13 protein-coding genes are annotated in these 18870 nt (G+C 45.7%); 2 read left to right on the plus strand and 11 right to left on the minus strand.

Annotated elements, in window-relative coordinates; genetic code table 11:
• Nucleotides 1-133 precede the first annotated feature (133 nt).
• On the plus strand, nucleotides 134-1150 hold the full coding sequence (locus FJQ87_RS07925) for an IS110 family transposase (RefSeq protein ID WP_140932166.1): 1017 nt from the start codon (nucleotides 134-136) through the stop codon (nucleotides 1148-1150).
• Between the two features lie 632 nt (nucleotides 1151-1782).
• Here the strand turns inward: FJQ87_RS07925 and FJQ87_RS07930 are convergent.
• The 4 genes from FJQ87_RS07930 to FJQ87_RS07945 all read right to left on the minus strand — a co-directional run bounded on the left by FJQ87_RS07930 (nucleotide 1783) and on the right by FJQ87_RS07945 (nucleotide 7950).
• Nucleotides 1783-4413: a glycosyltransferase gene (locus FJQ87_RS07930; RefSeq protein WP_140932167.1), complete on the minus strand. Its 2631-nt coding sequence runs from the start codon at nucleotides 4411-4413 to the stop codon at nucleotides 1783-1785.
• Between the two features lie 348 nt (nucleotides 4414-4761).
• Nucleotides 4762-5508, minus strand: coding sequence for a TerC family protein (locus tag FJQ87_RS07935; RefSeq protein WP_140932168.1), 747 nt, complete (start codon nucleotides 5506-5508; stop codon nucleotides 4762-4764).
• A 538-nt stretch (nucleotides 5509-6046) separates the two neighbouring features.
• A complete protein-coding gene (locus tag FJQ87_RS07940; RefSeq protein WP_140932169.1) occupies nucleotides 6047-6418 on the minus strand; it encodes a cytochrome c3 family protein in 372 nt (123 codons plus the stop codon).
• Nucleotides 6419-6420: 2 nt separating this feature from the next.
• The gene (locus FJQ87_RS07945; RefSeq protein ID WP_140932170.1) at nucleotides 6421-7950 is read right to left on the minus strand and encodes a flavocytochrome c; all 1530 of its coding nucleotides are present in this window, start codon (nucleotides 7948-7950) and stop codon (nucleotides 6421-6423) included.
• 427 nt (nucleotides 7951-8377) lie between these two features.
• Between FJQ87_RS07945 and FJQ87_RS07950 the strand changes: the two genes are divergently transcribed.
• On the plus strand, nucleotides 8378-8653 hold the full coding sequence (locus FJQ87_RS07950; RefSeq protein ID WP_240778871.1) for an STAS/SEC14 domain-containing protein: 276 nt from the start codon (nucleotides 8378-8380) through the stop codon (nucleotides 8651-8653).
• Nucleotides 8654-8678: 25 nt separating this feature from the next.
• On the opposite strand, the gene panP is transcribed toward FJQ87_RS07950, so the two are convergent.
• The 7 genes from panP to FJQ87_RS07980 form a co-directional block, all read right to left on the minus strand.
• Nucleotides 8679-10406 carry a pyridoxal-dependent aspartate 1-decarboxylase PanP gene (gene panP, locus FJQ87_RS07955; protein WP_140934038.1) on the minus strand — a complete coding sequence of 576 codons (1728 nt, stop codon included), beginning with the start codon at nucleotides 10404-10406 and terminating at the stop codon, nucleotides 8679-8681.
• 470 nt (nucleotides 10407-10876) lie between these two features.
• A complete protein-coding gene (locus tag FJQ87_RS07960) occupies nucleotides 10877-12058 on the minus strand; it encodes a glycerate kinase (protein ID WP_140932171.1) in 1182 nt (393 codons plus the stop codon).
• A gap of 315 nt (nucleotides 12059-12373) precedes the next feature.
• Entirely contained in the window at nucleotides 12374-12505 is a 132-nt protein-coding gene (locus FJQ87_RS18940; protein ID WP_276613164.1) for a hypothetical protein, read from the minus strand.
• A 162-nt stretch (nucleotides 12506-12667) separates the two neighbouring features.
• On the minus strand, nucleotides 12668-13303 hold the full coding sequence (locus FJQ87_RS07965) for a hypothetical protein (protein ID WP_140932172.1): 636 nt from the start codon (nucleotides 13301-13303) through the stop codon (nucleotides 12668-12670).
• A 231-nt stretch (nucleotides 13304-13534) separates the two neighbouring features.
• The gene (locus FJQ87_RS07970; protein ID WP_140932173.1) at nucleotides 13535-15619 is read right to left on the minus strand and encodes an MtrB/PioB family decaheme-associated outer membrane protein; all 2085 of its coding nucleotides are present in this window, start codon (nucleotides 15617-15619) and stop codon (nucleotides 13535-13537) included.
• 9 nt (nucleotides 15620-15628) lie between these two features.
• Nucleotides 15629-16603, minus strand: coding sequence for a DmsE family decaheme c-type cytochrome (locus FJQ87_RS07975; protein WP_140932174.1), 975 nt, complete (start codon nucleotides 16601-16603; stop codon nucleotides 15629-15631).
• A gap of 61 nt (nucleotides 16604-16664) precedes the next feature.
• Nucleotides 16665-18650, minus strand: coding sequence for an OmcA/MtrC family decaheme c-type cytochrome (locus tag FJQ87_RS07980; RefSeq protein WP_140932175.1), 1986 nt, complete (start codon nucleotides 18648-18650; stop codon nucleotides 16665-16667).
• Nucleotides 18651-18870: the final 220 nt, after the last annotated feature.

Below are 18870 nucleotides of genomic sequence, written 5' to 3' on the forward strand. Positions count from 1 at the left end.
GCTGTAGCAGCTAAGTCAGTTAACGCTTAAGAGTAAAGGCCGATAACCCTTTGATGGTTATCGGCCTTAATTAGATGGTCCGCCTCACCCCTAAGCTAAGCTTAGGGTTAGGCAAACAAAGAGGCGAACCATCATGTCTACTATTAAAGTAATTGGGATCGATTTAGGCAAATCTTCTTTTCATCTTGTTGCTCATGACTATAGCGGTCGAGAGCAATTTCGAAAGCATTTATCTCGCGCAAAACTTATTGAGTTTTTAGCTCAAACACCCGCAACAATCATAGCCATGGAGTCATGTGGTGGCTCACATTGGCTCGCTCGAAAGTGCCAGTCTTTTGGGCACGAAGTTAAACTCATTCCTCCGCAGTACGTTAAACCTTACGTTAAAACTAATAAAAATGATTACATCGATGCTGATGCAATAGCGGAAGCATCAACACGCCCATCGATGCGCTTTGTTGGTGTTAAAACTGAAACTGCTCAGGTTATCTCAGTGATCCAACGTATTCGTTCTAGTTACGTAAAAGAGCGTACCGCGTGCATGTCCCGTATTGGAGCTATCTTGCTTGAATTTGGTATGAGCTTCCCTAAAGGGCATAGCAAGATGAAGAGCCTATTTCAATGGCTTGCTTATAGTAAAGAATCTATTCCTCAGATGTTAATGCAGGAGTTGATTGAGCATCACGAATACTATTTACAGCTTAATGAGCGTATTGCAGGTCAAGATAACAAGCTGAAACAGCTTGTCGAGCAAAATGAAGATGCTCAACTGCTTAAATCTATCCCAGGTGTGGGAAATTTAACAGCGAGTCAGTGTTTAGCGGATATCTCCGATGTGGGTCACTTTAAAAATGGACGACAGTTAGCCGCCTGGATAGGGCTTGTCCCACATCAATACTCAACTGGCGGCAAAACCACGCTTTTGGGGATAAGTAAGCGCGGCAACAAAGCGTTGAGGACGTTATTCATCCATGGTGCACGGTCGATTTTATCAAGGCCAGAGGTTGCAGTCGCTGTTTTTGGTGAATGGATTTTGGAGTTAAGAGCCAGAAAGCCATTTAACGTAGCGGTTGTCGCTTTGGCGAATAAGTTAGTGCGGATAGCGTGGTCAGTGTTATCGACCAAGCAAGCATTTGAAGTAAGAGTTTAAGCCGAGTTTGCAGATGATAAAAAAGATGGCAGAACGGTCAGACCACTAGATTGAAGACCTGACATAAAAAACAGCAACGCAGTATGCTTTGGGCTTTTTGAGGACAATCTAGCGCGGAACTCATCGTGGAGCGGGTGGTAGCACCTAATGAAGACTCCGAATACATTAGCGCAAACCAACCTCGTTATCGAAAATATCATTTGCAATAACGAGGCGGACCATACATTTTTATGGGGCGATGACAAGTGTTTGCTGACAAGGAAGCTGGTGGCATAAATAGTGAACTGCCGGAATAGTTGCGCTAAGAGTGACTGCTGAGCAGAAGCGCTGCAGCGATAAGCGCCCGAGTCGTTATCGTCCTAACTATTAATACCAGTATTAAAATCATATCAAAACAGGCGTAGCGCTTGATTGCCATGGCATTGATATCGCTTAGCTATCACCAGCATAGTTTCACTTTCATCACCCTAGTTTCACTATCACCACACAAGTTTCACTATCATCACCCTAGTTTCACTCTTATTGCCAGCATTACCAGCGTTTAACGATAGCGGCGTTAGCCTATAAAAAAGCCACCGATTAAGGTGGCTTTCAAGGCTTACGTGTTCAAGGCTTAAGCGCCGCGCTCAGGCTTATTTTTTGACTATGTGCTCTTCACGATTAATCGGGCGCATCGGCTCAATTAACTTAGCGGGAATGCCTGGCATAGCGCTAATTAAGCTCACCACCACTGCCGCAATAAACGGAATACTTTGCACTAAAATCACCAAACGCCACATGTACAAGTCAATTAAGCTGACGTTGTGGGTCAAGCTGCCAGTATTTATACCGCGAGTGATCAGATACACGCCGCCGAGCATAGCAATGGCAAACAGTAACTCTTCGCGGCAATCCATTAATGCCTTTAACAAGCGGTTTTTAGCCGCAAGTTTTGGGGTACGAAAGAAGCCAATCTTACTGGTGACAAAGCCTGCCACCATAGCGCGGCCAATGGTATGAGATAGCGCTAAGCCTGCAATACAAGAGGCGATAGATTGACGCCAATTAGTGCCCACACGGCGGCGATAAAGCACAAACATCTTACTGAGTTTGAACACAAAGAAAGACAGAGGCAATACCGATAATAAGGCTTCTGGCGTAGCAAAGTGCTCAGGGAACAAAACTATTAACACGGTCCAAAAAATCGCAGCAAGGTTAAAGAACAAGTTAATGCCATCGGCTAACCACGGCAACCAGCCCGCGAGGAAGTGATAACGCTGCCCCTTACTTAACTTGGTATCATTCATACCTAATAAGGTGGATAAATGCTCGCGCATAATCACCACAGCGCCATAGGCCCAGCGAAAACGCTGTTTCTTATAGTCGATAAAGGTGTCTGGCATGACGCCTTGGCCATAGCTGCGCGGCACATAAGTGGCATCGTAACCTGCGGCTAAAATTCGCAGCCCAAGCTCGGCATCTTCAGTAATTGACCATTCGCTCCAGCGCATGTCTTGCAACACTTGCGCTCGCACCATAGTCATAGTGCCGTGTTGAATGATGGCATTACGCTCGTTACGGGTCACCATACCTATATGGAAGAAGCCTTGGTATTCGGCGTTGATCATGGCCTTATACAAGGATTCATCGCCATCATGATAATCCTGCGGCGCTTGCACTATGGCCATATTCGGATCTTCAAAGGCCGGCACCAGTTCACTTAACCATTCGGGCGCCACTTGATAATCACTGTCGATAACCGCAATGATTTCAGCATCTTTCGCCGTGTGTCCTAAGGCAAAGTTAAGGGCACCCGCTTTAAAGCCCGAAATTGGGTCAACATGGAAGAATTTAAACTTATCCCCTAAGGTCAAGCAGTGCTGCTCTACGGGTTGCCAGACGTTAGGATCTTTAGTGTTGTTATCTATCACTATCACTTCATAGTCTTGATAATCGAGGCGACTTAAGGCGTTAAGTGTCTCTTTGAGCATCTCTGGCGGCTCATTATAAGCTGGCACATGAATAGAAACTTTAGGGTGATATTCATTTGGCAGCATGCGCTTGGGCGTGCGCCGATACTTTTTAAGCCACTGCGCTTCGGCCCATTCATGAGCTTCGGCCAGCACCACGGCTCCAATCCCCAAGGCCGATAGGGTAATAATACAGCCAGTAATAAAGGTACCTATGGTCATATAGCGCTGGGTAAAGTCGTACACGATCCACACTGTGCCGGTTGCTATGGCAAAACTAATCACAGTTAAGAAGCCGCGGCCTCTGTGGTGTAAACCTTTACTGTCACGGAACAAGATACTGATAAGAATGAGCGAGATAGCCACACAAATACCTGCCAAAGTGCGCCACTCTGGAATTCTCACTACAGGTTCTAATTGCGGGAATTTTAAGGTGCGGTCGGCATTGTATACGCCCCAAAAATCACCTGCTTGACCTTCAATGCTGGATTTCCACGGCTGATCAAAGGCTTCCATTAGGTAATAGGTGTAGCCTTGGCGCTCTGCCACTTCTAAGAAGTTACGTAAAAAGCGCGCTTGGTTGGCAAGAGATGCCTTGGCGGCGCCACGTGTAGGGCCGCGACTGGGCCAACCCACTTCACTGATCACTATCTTTTTATTAGGGAAGGCGGCTTGCAGTTCATTCATTTTATCTTGGATAAAAGTAATGGAGTAATCCACATCCAAGTTTTCCCAGTAGGGCAGTATGTGCACTGCAATAAAATCCACATGCTCAGCAAGTTTTGGGTTAGCTAACCATACGTGCCAAGGCTCGGCGGTACTAATGGGCACATTGAGCGCCTTACGGGTTTTATCTAAATATTGAATTAACTGATTAACGCTGACATCTTTACGCAATAAGGCTTCGTTACCGACTATCACCCGCACTATATTGCGTTGATTGCTAGAGAAAACGGTAAGTAGCTCATTAATTTCTTGCTTGTTTTTTTCAAGATCTGGACCAATCCAAGCGCCAACCGCCACGTTAAGATCATATTGCTTAGCTAAGTGGGCAATCTGACCTTGAGTACCGCTGACGGTATAGCTACGCACCGCATGGGTTTTACCTTGCAATAAGGCTAAATCGCTATCGATTTCTTCAATGGTTGGGAAGCGACCTTGAGTGGGGTCATTGTTGCGCTGCATGGGGCTAAAAGAAAAACCTTGAACCGTTTGTGGCCAAGGTGGCAAGCGATCAGGCTGATTGAGTAGCGCCCAAAGTAGCACGCTAAGACCTGCGATTAAGAGTGGGTAAATAATGTATGCGCGACTCACGTTTACTACCTCAAATGGAAAGCTAGCAGGAAGTTAGGCTTAGAAGTGGTCATTTACATTGCCAGAAGCCACTATCAAAGCGAGGTAACTAAGAAATAAAGAGTTGGTAAATAACTTGCTACATTTAAAAGTAAAAGATTGTCCAAATCAAGGATATATAGCTAAAAAGTGCGATATTACCTGTGATTTTGTTGCGACTTGTATATTAGTTGCTGCTTGTTCATGGATTTATGCGGGGATATGAGCCGTGGCTAAGGAAGCAATGAGTCTGTGGGCTGGTAGTCGTTTATGGATGGGGTTGAATAGTTAGGGTCAGAGCAAGGCTCTGACCCTAACCCTAACTAGCAGTTACTCTGGCGTGTTTTTATGCAGAGTCACAGGTTGTGACTTTTTACGCATCTTGATATTGATCATTTCGACCACTAACGAGAATGCCATGGCAAAGTAGATATAACCTTTTGGTACATGGACATCAAAGCCTTCGGCAATCAGTATTGCGCCAACCATGATGAGGAAAGATAACGCCAAAATCTTGATGGATGGATGAGCATCGACAAATTCACCAATGGATTTGGCTGAGAACATCATTACTAATACCGCGGCAATAATCGCAATCGCCATGATTTCAATGTCATTGACGAGTCCAACCGCAGTGATCACAGAATCCAGTGAGAAGACTATGTCTAAAATCATGATCTGAATTAGCACCATAAATAAGCTATTGGCGACCGCTTTCGGCGCAGACGGATCTTCGTGCTCGCCTTCTAAACTGTGATGAATTTCTTGGGTGGATTTTGCCAGCAAGAATAAACCACCACCAATTAGAATGACATCGCGCCCTGAAATAGCCTGATCTAAGACAGTGAACCAAGTTTCGGTTAATCCCATTACCCACGAAATCGAAAATAACAGTGCTAGACGCGCAAACATCGCCAAGAATAGACCGACCCGACGGGCAAATTCTCGTTGTTTTTCCGGTAAGCGTCCCACTAGAATTGATAAAAATATAATATTATCTATGCCTAATACTATTTCCAATGCCGCTAAAGTGCCAAGGGCAATCCAGGCTTCAGGACTGGCAATCCATTCAAACATAACTATTTTCCTTTATTAGTGTCTTACTTTGTCTGCGGCTAGTCTATCAGTCTAAATTAAAACTGCTAGTAGGTGACTGTGAAAAATAACAACATTATTACTGCTTTGTGTTTACATAAAAGCCAGTTGACTGCAATTCATCCTAGAGCCTAGTGTAAACCTGCGTAATGAGTCCGTTAAAATAAATAATCAAGCTTGAATGTGGGGGATAAAATTATTGAACAGGCAATTAAGTTTACATTCACCATTAATGCCTGAATCTTTAATGGAATAATTAGCATACTCTTTTAGCGTGTTATTTAAGCATTAATTAAGATAATGCATTAAACCAGCCTAGGTATATCTTCTATCTAACGTTTAAATGAATGGTTTGAATGAAATGAACAGTACAAATGAATAGTACAAATGGATATGAAGCGCGGGGGAGGGGGATGGCAATAAATAAGAGCCTATCACTATCATGCTTTGGACAATATATGCCCCCGCAATGCGAGGGCCTGATTGGCTGTGGGTTGGCAATCTATTACCAATTTAGTTTTTACATTTCAGTAAACCACGTGCGGTGACATTCGCTGCACAATGGCGCTTTCTTTTGATGTTCAGAGTGACAAGCAAGGCAGCTAATAGCTTCTGCATAATGCACTGACTGATGTGGATTAGCGTGGCTGTTAACTAACTTATCAGTATCTATCTTGATAGTATCGATAGTGCCATGGCATTCAATACAAGCGGTATCTGTGGTGGATTTAAGCCCTGATGCATGACAAGTCTTACAAGCATTTTTATCGTCATAGATAACGCTGTGATTGTCACGGCCAAAGATTTTGCCTTTAGCTTGGAATAGTTCGCCCGCTTGCGCAGTGCTTCCCAGTGACAAGGTGATAACGAGTGCGGTTAATAACTTTTTCATGATTACCCCTTTAACTGTTCAGCATTGGTGTCGGTAATAGTGTTGGCAACCACAAAGCCCATCGCCAGACCTTCTAAACAGGCGCACGATGACAAACGGTTGACGCCATGAATACCGCCGGTGGCTTCGCCCAAAGCATAAAGGTTTTCCATCGGTGCTAAGGTTTTAGAAGCAATCACTCGCCCGTCAGCATCTGTTTTAAGGCCGCCCATGCAGTAGTGAACTTTTGGCCATAAGCGCGAGGCGATAAAAGGCGGCGCTAAATGCTTAGCGGTATCCATTTCACGGTCAAACAAGGGATCGTTTTGCCGTTTTACGTGTTGATTGTAGAGATCGATGGAAGCTTGTAAGGCTTTGGCATCCATATTAAATTTGTCAGCCAGTGCTTGCACTGAATCCAGTTTCCACGCCATTTCATCGCGTAGGGCGCGGCCGATACGATCGTCATCTAACGAGAAATCGTTAGCATTGAAAAATCCTACCGGATAGGCTGGCGAGTTATCTGGGTTACGCTGCGCCAAAATTCTATCGGAGCAATATTTGCGGTCGAGACGCTCATTCATAAAGCGCTTACTGTCGAGTACGCTCACTATCATGCCTTGGTGAAAAGTAATAGATAACAAGGCATTAGACCAACCAAAGCCGCCTTCATCAGGGGATCCCCAATGGCCGGTTTGGATCATGTTCATGTGCACAGGCAAAGCGCCGTGGGACATAGCGGTTAAAGTCACTTCACCGGTGGCACCATGGGCATTGGTGCAATCCATGCTTGGGTCAATGGATGGGTCAAAAATGGCACACAGCTCTTTGTTCATGGCAAAGCCGCCAGTGGCAATGACTACGCCTTTATCGGCCTTAATATGCACTACTTCGCCAGTTTTTAGATTCGGGAAGCGGAAGTTGCGGCGTACTTTAAGGCCAATAACTTTATTGCCTTCCATGATGAAGTCTTCAACATATTGCTGGTTGCGTAAATCTACGCCTTCATTTTTAGCCACGCGGTAGAGATTTCGGGTAATTTCACCGCCAGTACCATCAACGGTGCGCACCGCTCTTGCAATGTTATGGCCGCCCACTAACTGGTTAAAGCCGTCGCGGAATTTAACGCCTGAATCAACACATAAGTGGTAAGCATCTAAGGCGCGATTAGCAATAGCTAACAGATGTGGCTCAGATGCTAGGCCGCGGCCAGCGATAACCTGATCTTTTACTAATTCTTCAGGGGAGTCATTAACTATGCCTTGTGCTAGTTGAGTCGGGTTACGCGGCACGGCAAACCAGCCGCCGTTAATGGCCGAGTTGCCACCAAACTGCATCATTTTCTCTAGCACTAGCACCTTATTAATGCCTTGGCGCTTAGTGTTAATCGCGGCAGATAAGCCGGCAAAGCCAGAACCTATGATGATAATGTCGTGGGTTTCATCCCATTTAATGGTGTCTTTACATTCTGCGGCTGAGGCAGGTAAGGCTGCCGCTAAACTACCCACAGCCATGCCCGCTGAAAGCTTAAGAAAATTACGTCTGTTATTCATATTAACGCCCCATAAAGATAATGACGTTAATATATTATTGAATTAAACGAGTATCCGTGATTTGCATCGTTTTAAAATTGATAATCCTTAAGTTTACGTGACTCATGTCACGAACAATTTTTTCGGGAAGTGGCACTTAGATTTTTATAATTAGCTATTTTTAATGAGGCCAAAAAGTTACCCGTAATTAACTATTAACGCTTATCGTATTAATTAAGTTTCAATTAATTAAGTTTCAATTAATTTGTTATCAATTACTCTCGTTTCAATTGATATAGTTACCATTAATTAAATTAATAAGCTTAACCCTAGATGCGTGTAACAAATAAGCCCCTTGCGGCCAATAGTTAATAAGGTTGCCGTTGATGATGATTTTTTCATTGAAATGAGATTAACAGGCAAGCTGACGCTTTAAGATTATGAACTCATGATGCCTATGGTGGAATCAACTATCCGCGAAGTGAGTGACCCTGATTTGTATTTATTGTGTGATGTGCGCGAACTTGAAGGCTGGGAAGCCAGAGCCGTGTGGGATGATATTACATTCGGAGTGAAATTTGGCCGCCATTTTGAAAAGGTTACCATAGTTGGCCAAGGGCAATTACAACAATGGATGACCAAGGTTGCGAGCTGGTTTATGGGCGACGATGTTAAGTTCTTTGAAGATAAGGTCGCCGTATTAGCTTGGTTAAAGGACGATTAATCACGTGAATGTCTATTCGTTGCGACTATTTACTGCAACTATTTGCTGCAATAGTGCGCTGCGATAATGCCAATAACTGCGGCATTATGTCTAATTCATTGGCGGCAATGTGCGCTTGTTCAATCAGTACCGCATCAAGAATATCTAGAGTGGTGAGAGGGTTGGCTAATACCACTCTAAATACTACGGATTTTCGTAGTGCGGATTTAGCTTGCGTGAAGCTTGCTAGTGGAATGCGGGTGCGGGACACAAAGGATTTACCCATTTCGCGCTGAGTTTTTTGCATATGTTGGCACAAGTCATCGAGCAGGCTATTTAATTGCTCGAGGCTGGCATCATCATTGTGGATTTTGGCGTGAGCTAAGGCGTGCTTAACTAACGCGGGCACATAGCGATAGGTCAGTAAGCATAACTCGGGCGCGCTAGTCAGTTCAAAATCTGGGTGGTTTGCTATTTTTTCAGCAAATGCGCGGGCATTATTAATGCTGCGATTAATGAGAATTTCATAGCCTTGCTGCCCTATGATTTGCAAACAGGCATGCACTTGTAATGCCATGCCTGGGCGCGAGCCTTCCAACGTCTGACTGCCTAAATCTTTTGAGCCTTTACGCAGAATATATTCGGCGTGATGCACTATGGCGCTGCAAGCCGTCGGGTCTTTAAATAACACCATGCCCGCGCCCATAGGCACGTACATTTGTTTGTGGGCATCAATAGTCACAGAATCAGCAAGTTCGATGCCGCGCAGTAAGTGGCGGTATTGGCTCGATAATAAGGTGGCTCCCCCCCACGCCGCATCCACATGAAAGTGGCAGTGTAATTCTTTTGCCAAGGTTGCTAGCGCCGTTAAATCATCTATGTTGCCGGTTTCTGTCGTACCCGCCACGCCCACAATCGCCATTACCCGAATATTGCGTACTTGTAATTCTTGGGCTTTAGCGCGCATTTGGGCGACATCTACTTTATTGTGGCAATCTGTCGCTATGCTGATGATATTGTCGCGGCCAATACCAAGTAAATCAGCCGCTTTTCCTAGGGAGTAGTGGCTGCGCTCGGACACTAAAATCGCAATATCATCAAAACCATAATGCCGTAATGCCTTGGCTAGGCCATGGCGACTCACGCCTTTAAACTCACCTTGGGCTTTAAGTAAGTTATTGCGGGCTATCCATAGCGCCGTAATATTAGCGAGCGTGCCGCCAGAGCAAAAGGCACCTAAGGCCGTGTCGGCTTGGTGCTGAAATTCAGCATAAAACTGCGGCGCTTGTTGGTACACCAAATGGTGCATCATACCGAGCACTTGGCGCTCTAATGGCGTAAAGGCTTTAGAGGTTTCAATTTTGACGAGATTTTGATTGAGCGCCACCATGATTTTGGAGAGCGGCAGCACAAAGTGGGGCAGGGCGGATGTCATGTGGCCGATAAAACTGGGGGATGCCGTATGTACTGATTGCGCCACTAAAGTGTGCATGATGTCATCGACATAATCTGACACAAACCTTGGCCGAGTGGGAATACTATGGTCATTAAAGTCAGCTTCAATGTCACTTAATGGTTTTTCCAACGCGACTATGTTATCCCGTAAAAACCCTGCCAAATCTTGCGACAATTTTTGCTCTATCTGGCCTAAGGTAGAGTTTGGCGCCTCAGGCACAGTAAAAATTTTGAGTATGGTTTCTGCAGAAGCAATGGCAGTGGCATCCGACGTTGGTGCTTGCGGTTGCGAAACCGGCTGAGGCGAAGCTTTGGACATGGCTGTCATGGGCGCTCTTATTATTAGACTTGGGAACAGGGCGTTGGCGGTTAACTTAAGCTTGCTAATGTCACTTAGTTGTCGCTTATGTCGCCTTATTTAGGCGCAGCCTTGATTTTTATATGTTTGCAAGCAACTAAAGTGTTTGCAACTTTACTGCAACTAGTCGTGCACATCAAGGCATCTGCGTGTGAGCAGATAAATAGTGATTATTTGTTATTTGTGATGATTTGCGATTAGCGCAAGCAGGCAGCAGGGGAATGTCACTTAACATCACAGATTTGATTGTGAGTCTTTAACGATTGACTATGCGCCTGCGCAAAAGGCGCATAGTGATGACATGAATATTGCTTTTATTGAGGCTCTTAAGCCTAAGCACTCTTCACTAACTGTACAAAGTGAGTGAGCGCTTAACACCTAACACCTAAATTTTAAAACCTAACACCTAAATCCTAATGCTGAGCACTTCGCTAGCCATTCACTCGCGCGCCTAATTTAAGCAGAGCCGCGACATTGGCTGCAGTGCGAATTAGATTGGACGTACCTGTGGCTAGTGCTTGTTCTAGGCTGACAGAGGCTGGTACTATCGGGAAAATCGCTTGCATGCCAAGGGCTTTAATCTTGTCGGCATCTACGCCTAAACAGCCACATAACGCAATACAAGGCACTTGATAATCATTGGCCACATTGAGCACGCCCATGGGCGTTTTGCCAGATACGGTTTGAGCATCAATTCGGCCTTCGCCAGTAATGACTAATGTCGCGCCCGGCATATGGCTAGCCAATGCTACGGCTGTAGTCACAAGTTGTACGCCTGGGGTTAAGGATGCACCCAGTAAACTCACCATGGCATACCCCATCCCCCCCGCAGCGCCTGCGCCCGCTAACGTTGACATGTCTGCGGTTTGTGGAAAGTGATGACTGACTATGGCCGCAAAGCTTGCCAAGGCATTATCCAGTTTATCCACCATGGCTGGGCTTGCGCCTTTTTGCCGGCCAAAAACATGGGAAGCGCCGCGCTCTCCACACAAGGGATTATCCACATCGCACGCCACTTCGATTTGACACTCGGCGAGGGCAGGATGCAGACCACTGATATCTATGCTGGCTAATTGCATTAAGGCCGCGCCGCCTGGCGCGAGTGTTTGGCCGAATCTGTCTTTTAATACCACTCCTAACGCCTGCAGCATACCAGCGCCGCCATCGTTAGTGGCGCTGCCTCCTAGTCCTAGAATAATGTGGCGCACGCCACTATTAAGCGCATCTGCTATCAGTTCGCCCGTACCAAAGCTGGTGGTGATATAGGGGTTGCGGTTTTCCATAGGCACTAAATGTAACCCTGAAGCGGCGGCCATTTCTATGATGGCGCGCTTGCTGGTAGCGCTATGGTTATTGTGTTGGCCTGCGCTACCCAATATTCCATAAGTTGCCATGACTTTATTGCCAAGAGGGCCAGTTACTTCTATGGTGCGTCTGCTGCCAGCGGTGGCATCGACCATGGCATTGACTGTGCCTTCACCACCATCAGCCATAGGAACCTTGATATATTCGGCATCTGGAAATACTTGTTTAAACCCCGTTTCAATGGCGCAAGCGACATCAAGAGCACTTAGGCTTTCTTTAAAGGAATCAGGGGCGATAACAATTTTCATGAATAATCCTTGGCACGCGGTAAACAAAGTCGGTTTACCTAAAAAAGCGGGCGGCAGAGGGGTAAACCCCGCCACTCCAGTAAGAACAAATGTTACAGTGACCATAACAATAGGCTTATGACATTCACTGCTGTCATCGCCGAAATGGCCACAGCAATTAGCATCGCCATTGATACTCGGCCCATTTTCGAGCCTATATCAATACCGCCAGGCTCAGTGATTTACTTAGAAATTAACTAGGTAACAGAGTTTATTAACCCATAACGCGCCAGGGTGGTTAGCCTCTTGATGCCAAACCAATCAGTAACATCGGCTCTAATCGGTATTAATTGGCACTATGATAGGCGCAAAGGCGGGCAAGGTACCATAACTTGCGCTAAGGCTTTCATATTGATTGGCTTTATTTATCTGTTTAGCGGGCGTTACGCCCGTAAATAGCTCAGGCATTACAGCGATAGCCACAAGTTCGAGAATTATGGCTATCGCTGCTCTTCATATCGTTATCACTTTTTATATAGTGCTCATTCTGTCTAGCCTTGCCACTTTGCCTGCATGGGAGCTTAAGTTAGCTAACTTGCCGTTAGCTATTCACACACTAACTAAGTAAAACTACGCCAATAATGGGCTGATCATTTGTCCAAGCCAAATCAAAAATACGCCTGCGGCAGGCACAAGAATAACCAGTGCCATCAGGCGCTGCTGCGTAGTGCGCGCTAATCTCAGCGCCAATGCTGCCGCTGGCATAGCAAATAGCGCTATGGGGGCGATAAATAACGCCATGATAAAAAATAACAGGCCGCCAAAACTTAATAAGTGCGCGCTACTTTCCGTAATGGGCTTAGCGCTATGACGCAGATTTAATGGCAGCAAGGCCAGCGCCGTGGCAATTAACACTATGCTGAGATTTAAGCTGCCACTGGCAAATCCTTGCCAATTAAGCACAGTAAATAGCAGGGCAATCAAGGGCGCGATGAGGGCGGTAATCACATGGACGGTAACGAATGTTGGGCGAGAGTAGATGCCGGCAAAATAGAAGAGTAACTGTAAACCAAGGTTTAGCAGGCCAAGGCTTCCTAATCCTAAGATGATGAACATAGACACTTGCGCGCCCGCTAAATCAAAAGCCATGGCTGGCATTGGCACTAAGGTTAAGGCGCCTAGCATGAGGGCGTTAGCGGCTAAGGTTTTAGGCGACGCTTTCGGAATAAAAGATTGGGGGCGAGCGTGAGTATTGGCTTGAGGCATGGGGCGGCTCCATCAAAAAATTGCCCCTACCTTGGGTTAAACCTTGATTTGAATCAAGTGTTAGCGTCTGCTTTTTCAGGGAATTTGAATTTGGTCACAGCCAATACGGGGTCACTCTCTCGATTGTTGCCAATAAAAAGGGCCCGATTGGGCCCTTAACTGTTAGTGCTTAGCTCTTAACCGTTAGCACTTAATGTTTAGTTCTTAGCGAATTTAACAATAGCAACTCAATTAGAGTTTGTATTGCAGGCTTAACATGACCATGTGGGCATTGTAATCATGGTTAAGATTACCAAAGCTCAGTACGTTCCAAATAGCATCTGTGCTTAAGCTATTGGCCGGATCATTGTCTTGATATCTCTCGTACATATAATCCATGCGCACACTGGCTTGCTGGCTTACTTGATAAGTCGCATACAAGTTAACATTGTGCGATTTAGCAAAGAAATCGCCATAGTTACCGGTTACGCCTTGAGTGACTTGAGTATCCCCTTGTGAGTCTGAATAGCTGTAATCCAGTCCTAAGGCTAACTTATCGGCCATCAAGTTGTTGTAAGCAATGCCAGCGCCAGCAAAATGGAAGGTATCGTCAATCTGACTGCTCCAAGTTGGCGCATTGAAGTTACTGCTACCGTTTTGCTTTGAGTTAATCTGCTGATAACCATAGAAAGCATTAACGCTGATATCGTCAGTGATCAGATAATTAGCACCAATATCTGTGCTGTAATCTTGGGTTTCGGTTAAGCCAATTTGGGTATGATCGTAATCATCTAAGGCGTAACGCGCTGACAAATCAAAGCTTAAACTATCCGTTGGGGCATAGCTTGCTTGCGCTTGGATTTGACTACGTTTTCTATCGGCAAGATTGAATTTACGCAGTAAGGCATTGTTTTCAGACGATGTCAGTGTCGAGGCTTGATAACGCGAACCTTCATGCAAACCAAAACTACCTTTAACCGAGAAGTTCCATTGCTCGAAACTGCTTAAGCTAAAGCGCGTCCACAAGGTGCTTTCATCTGTAGTTTCACGGTCTTCATAGTCGCGCTCTTGCCTTTTGAAATCATAGCCACCATCTAACTTCATGCCGCGGCTAATACGGTAATCGAGCGCCAGTTTTAGTTGCTGATTGGTGTAATCATAAGGGGTGTTATAGCTCACCTTACCATTAACATCATTGATGCTAATTTGCGTCCAAGCATCGACATCGGTCTGATTGTCACGGTCGTAATAATCATAACTGGCTTGCATCCGCACTTGGCTGCTGAGCTTTTGCACGACTTTAACCGTGGCGCCAGTTAAATCTACTTTGGCATCAACGGCCTCGGTCGGTAACTGATAACCATAGCCTGAGGTGACTAGCGCTTGATCTTGGCTCATTTGCCCAAGGTACAGGCGGCCATTAACTATGGTGTCACTGTGGCGCCACTGTCCTGTTAAAGCAACAGTATGCGCCTGATTGTCAGGGTCAAGCGCCATAGCGCCTTGGGTTTGCGCGCCAAACGTGGGGTTAAAGGCATTATCAAAATTAAGCTGCGCATAATTATTGCTAAACATTGAGCCTTGATAGCTTAACTGCGAGAACCAAGAGTCTCCCGCTAAGTTAACTCCAGCAGCCAAGGTATCTGTGGTGTAATCCACAGGTTCAGCCAGCATCATAGACTGATTAAAAAAGCTGCCAGACGCCGTTTTTAAGCCAGTTTTATGCTCGCGCTCATAATCAATAAAGCTGCTCCACAGGCTGTCAGCTTGATAGACCAAGCCTAAGCCATAGCGATCGCGCTTAAGTGTTAAATCAATAGCATTAAGGCTGGAATTTAATTGAGTCATGCCCGCAGTATTGCCAGCCGTAACCCAATTAGACGGCAAAGTTAAATCATTACCGCCTATGCCTTGATAAGGGGTTAACGCATTATCATTTTTCCAGGTAGTAATGTTTTGATAACGGGCATTGATATTAAAATCGCCAGGGCTACCGGCATTAACATCAATAAAGCCATTATCCATACCGAGCTGATAAGCATTAACAGTGGCGCGATGACCATTAATGCCAGTCGTAACTAAGTTAGCATCCACTTTGGCGGGCACTTGGTTATCGCTACCGAAATTATTGCCTGAATAGTTATCGTTACTGTCGATATAACCCACGCCCACAGCCACAGTACCGTTAACACCTGTGTCTTGTGTACAGGCTTTACATTGCCAAGCGTCATATTTCACTTTGACGGTATTGGCCTTGTTGAGGTTATAGCCATCGGCCATCGCCATTGAGCTGCTAGCCACTAGGGCTAAGGTGATTAGATTGAGTTTAAAATTCATAATGCCTCCTTAACGCTGTAGCAATTTGCCAGATGGATGATTAGAGCCATGGATTTGGCTGTGACAATTTAAACAGCTGCGGCCACCGGTAAAGGCGTTGTTACCCACTTCACTGCCTTGGGCTGTGTTGCCTAAATAAGCATTGCCCGCATGGCCATCGCTGGCATGGCACTGCTGGCACAACTGAGTCACGCGGGTGTTGAGCATGGCATCGTTAACACTGCCATGAGGGTTATGACAATTGGCGCAGTTCTCGGTCACGGGAGCATGTTCCCATAACTTTGGGCCGCGCTTTTCTGCGTGACAGCTATAGCAAGTTTCATTCAAGCTAGGTTTTACTAAATCGCTGTCAGTCATGCTGCCATGTGGGTTATGGCAATCAGAACAGGTCATTTGCGCCCATTTCATCGGGTGACTAGAACGCTTGTTCAAATCAGCCTTTTGACGGGTATGACACTGGCTACAGATTTCAACTTCATTTTGCTTAGTTAAAATCGGATCTGCGGCGGTATGGATGCTATGACAAGACGCGCAAGCAACATCGGCGTTGTCATGATGACTGCCTTGCCAATTAATGCGGGTATCGTCTTGGTGACAGCTCATACACACACTGTTTTGCTTGGCGGCGCTTAAGCTTGCATCTTTACCAAAGGTAATCATGGGCTCGTTGCCGCCGCGCTGGTGTTGACCCATAGGGCCATGACAGGCTTCACATTGCAAACCTGGCATTGGGCTCTTGCTCGATTCAATTGCGCCATGCACGCCACTAAACAGCGCCATCACTTTTTCTGATTTTTTATGGCACATTAAGCAAGAATCAGCGCCTTTAGGTGAGTAATTCCCTTCTGCGAATTTCTTATCTAAGGTGGCTTCAACTTCCGCTGGCGTGAGCTTAGCATCCCACTTAGCGGCCATGGCCGAGGTTGCCATTAACGACAACACTGCGCTTAACAGCAGCGTTGGAATTAGGGTGGTTTTTTTCATAATAGATTCCTAATCGACTTACCCTTAGGGTCAAAGGCGCAGCAGCGCTGCGCCAGCGTGATTACATTTCAACGTGACCGTGGTTGGCGACAGTAGGCTTGTGACAGAATAAACAGGTTTCAGACTGAGCCGCTTGCGTGGCCGCCGTAAAATCACCGTTAATCACTGCACCAAAGCCTTCTAACTGCGCTTGGGTATGAGCGTCAAAATACTCAGAACCTATGATGTGACATGAGCCACAAGTGGCTGTAATAGGTGTGGTATAGACGCCGCCATCGGTAGCTAATGCACCTTTAGCTTTGAAGGCATCTAAGTTGAAGTCGTTATGACATTGACTACAGTTACCACCAATCAAGCCGTAGAAAGCGCTGTGGGTCTTGTGCAATTTAAGCTCTAAAGCGCCTTTGTTAGCGCCAGAACCGTAAGTGCCATGAGGGGTATGGCAGCTAACGCAACCATCAATGCCAGTCATTAATTTGCCATCAATCTCACGACCTAGCTGTTCCGATAGTACAAAACCGGCGTGATAGCCTTTATGAATATCAAAGCTGTCGCCATGACAATTGATACAAGTATCAATGGCCACAGAGTCGATATGACGAGTGGTAACTTTACCGCCTTGGGCGGCAAAGGCTAAATCAGCTTTCATACCAGTGAAATCAACGCCATCAGCGCAATTAACAAAAGCCGTACCGTCATTACACATACCAAGACCGATAAAGCTAAAGGCGGTATTGGTATCGGCGGCACCTTGATTGAAAGGCAGTACTGGCGTAGTGAACACTAGCTTGCCATTGACTAAGGCCACAGGGGCAACAAGGGCACCATTTTTCACTAAATCTTGCGCTACTTTCTTAAAGCCAGTTTCTGGCGCAGGATTGTAGCCCATGATGGCATATTGAGTGCCAACGTTAGTGATGGTTTCTAACTGCTTAATTTTAGGCAGTAAGCTTGCAGCATCGACTGCAGTACCAGCTTTATCTGTGATAGTGACGGTTAAGGTCGCGGTATTATTGCTATTAGCCACTAACTCGGACGATAAGCCATAGCTGTTGATCAGCTCTTTTTTGGTGTTGACCTTGCCAGTGTGGATTTCTGTGGTCCATTGGCTGTTATGACAGGCCACACAATTGCTGTTATCAACTTGCTGTGAATGGCCTTTGCCAGCTTTAAAATCGATAGTGGTATGGCAGCTAGTACAAGTTTCCATGGTTGGAACTCGTGACCAGTTATTCCATTCAGTTAAACCGTTATCATCGGCTTGCGGTGGAATATGACACGCTTGGCAGTTGTCCTGAATTAAGTTATGAGCAGTTTCTGCTGACTTATCTAAGTTTTTGCCATACATCTTGTTGCTGTTATGCACATTGTGGATCAAGTGGTTAAAGCCCACTTGCACCTTGTTTTTATCTTTAGCCATGTCATCGTTATGACAAGTAGTGCAAGATTCAAGCGAAGTGTAACCGTGGTAAATCTTGACACCTTCAGCGTGACAAGTGTTACAGGTTTCTGTGGCTACTACATTTTTGGTGTAGCGTGGCGCTGAGCCATCGCTGGCTAAATCTTCTGTGTATTCAGTGCGAGGTACTGAGGTGGTGCCATCTTGCAGCGTTGAGGCGGCCGCTATGATATTAAAACGTTGAGTTAAGGCTGGATCAAAGTTTTTGACGTCAACTTTAAAACTATAGCTGCCATCTTTATTATCGATAAATACTTTGGTGGCACCAAGAGTTTGCCATGCTGCGCTGTTGCCTGCGCCAGTAGCACCATGTGGGATGAGCTGGGACAGTTTTTTGATTTCGAGATCTTTTAAGCCAACCACAGGTAAATCTTGTTCGTTAGTCGCAAATACTGTGACTTGTGATTCACTGCCTTGGTGATTGACATCGGTGACATCCAGTTTCAGCTGTGCCACTGTGTTTGCAGCAGGACCTCCTGGTTTACCTGTGCTGCCATTGTCACCGTCACTGCCGCAACCAGCTAGTCCCACTGACAGCATGCTAGACGCTATGAGTAGTGCTATTTTTTTTATTTGTGTGTTCATCATGTTATCCCTGCGTAATAAGAGCAACGTGCTTGAGCTGAGCGACTGAGTCGCTGCTTATGATTTTGTAAGTGACTCAAGCAGTTGCTGGAAAATTTTCCCGAAGATAAAGTACCTTAAGATGGATAAAAAAACTTCAAGTTAGGCGGGGATGTGTGAACTGGATCTGACTATTTCTTTAGGGGTATTTGTTGCAGCATTGAAAACTTGCAGGTCTGCCAAA

It is taken from the genome of Shewanella sp. SNU WT4, from assembly GCF_006494715.1.
Lineage (GTDB): Bacteria > Pseudomonadota > Gammaproteobacteria > Enterobacterales > Shewanellaceae > Shewanella.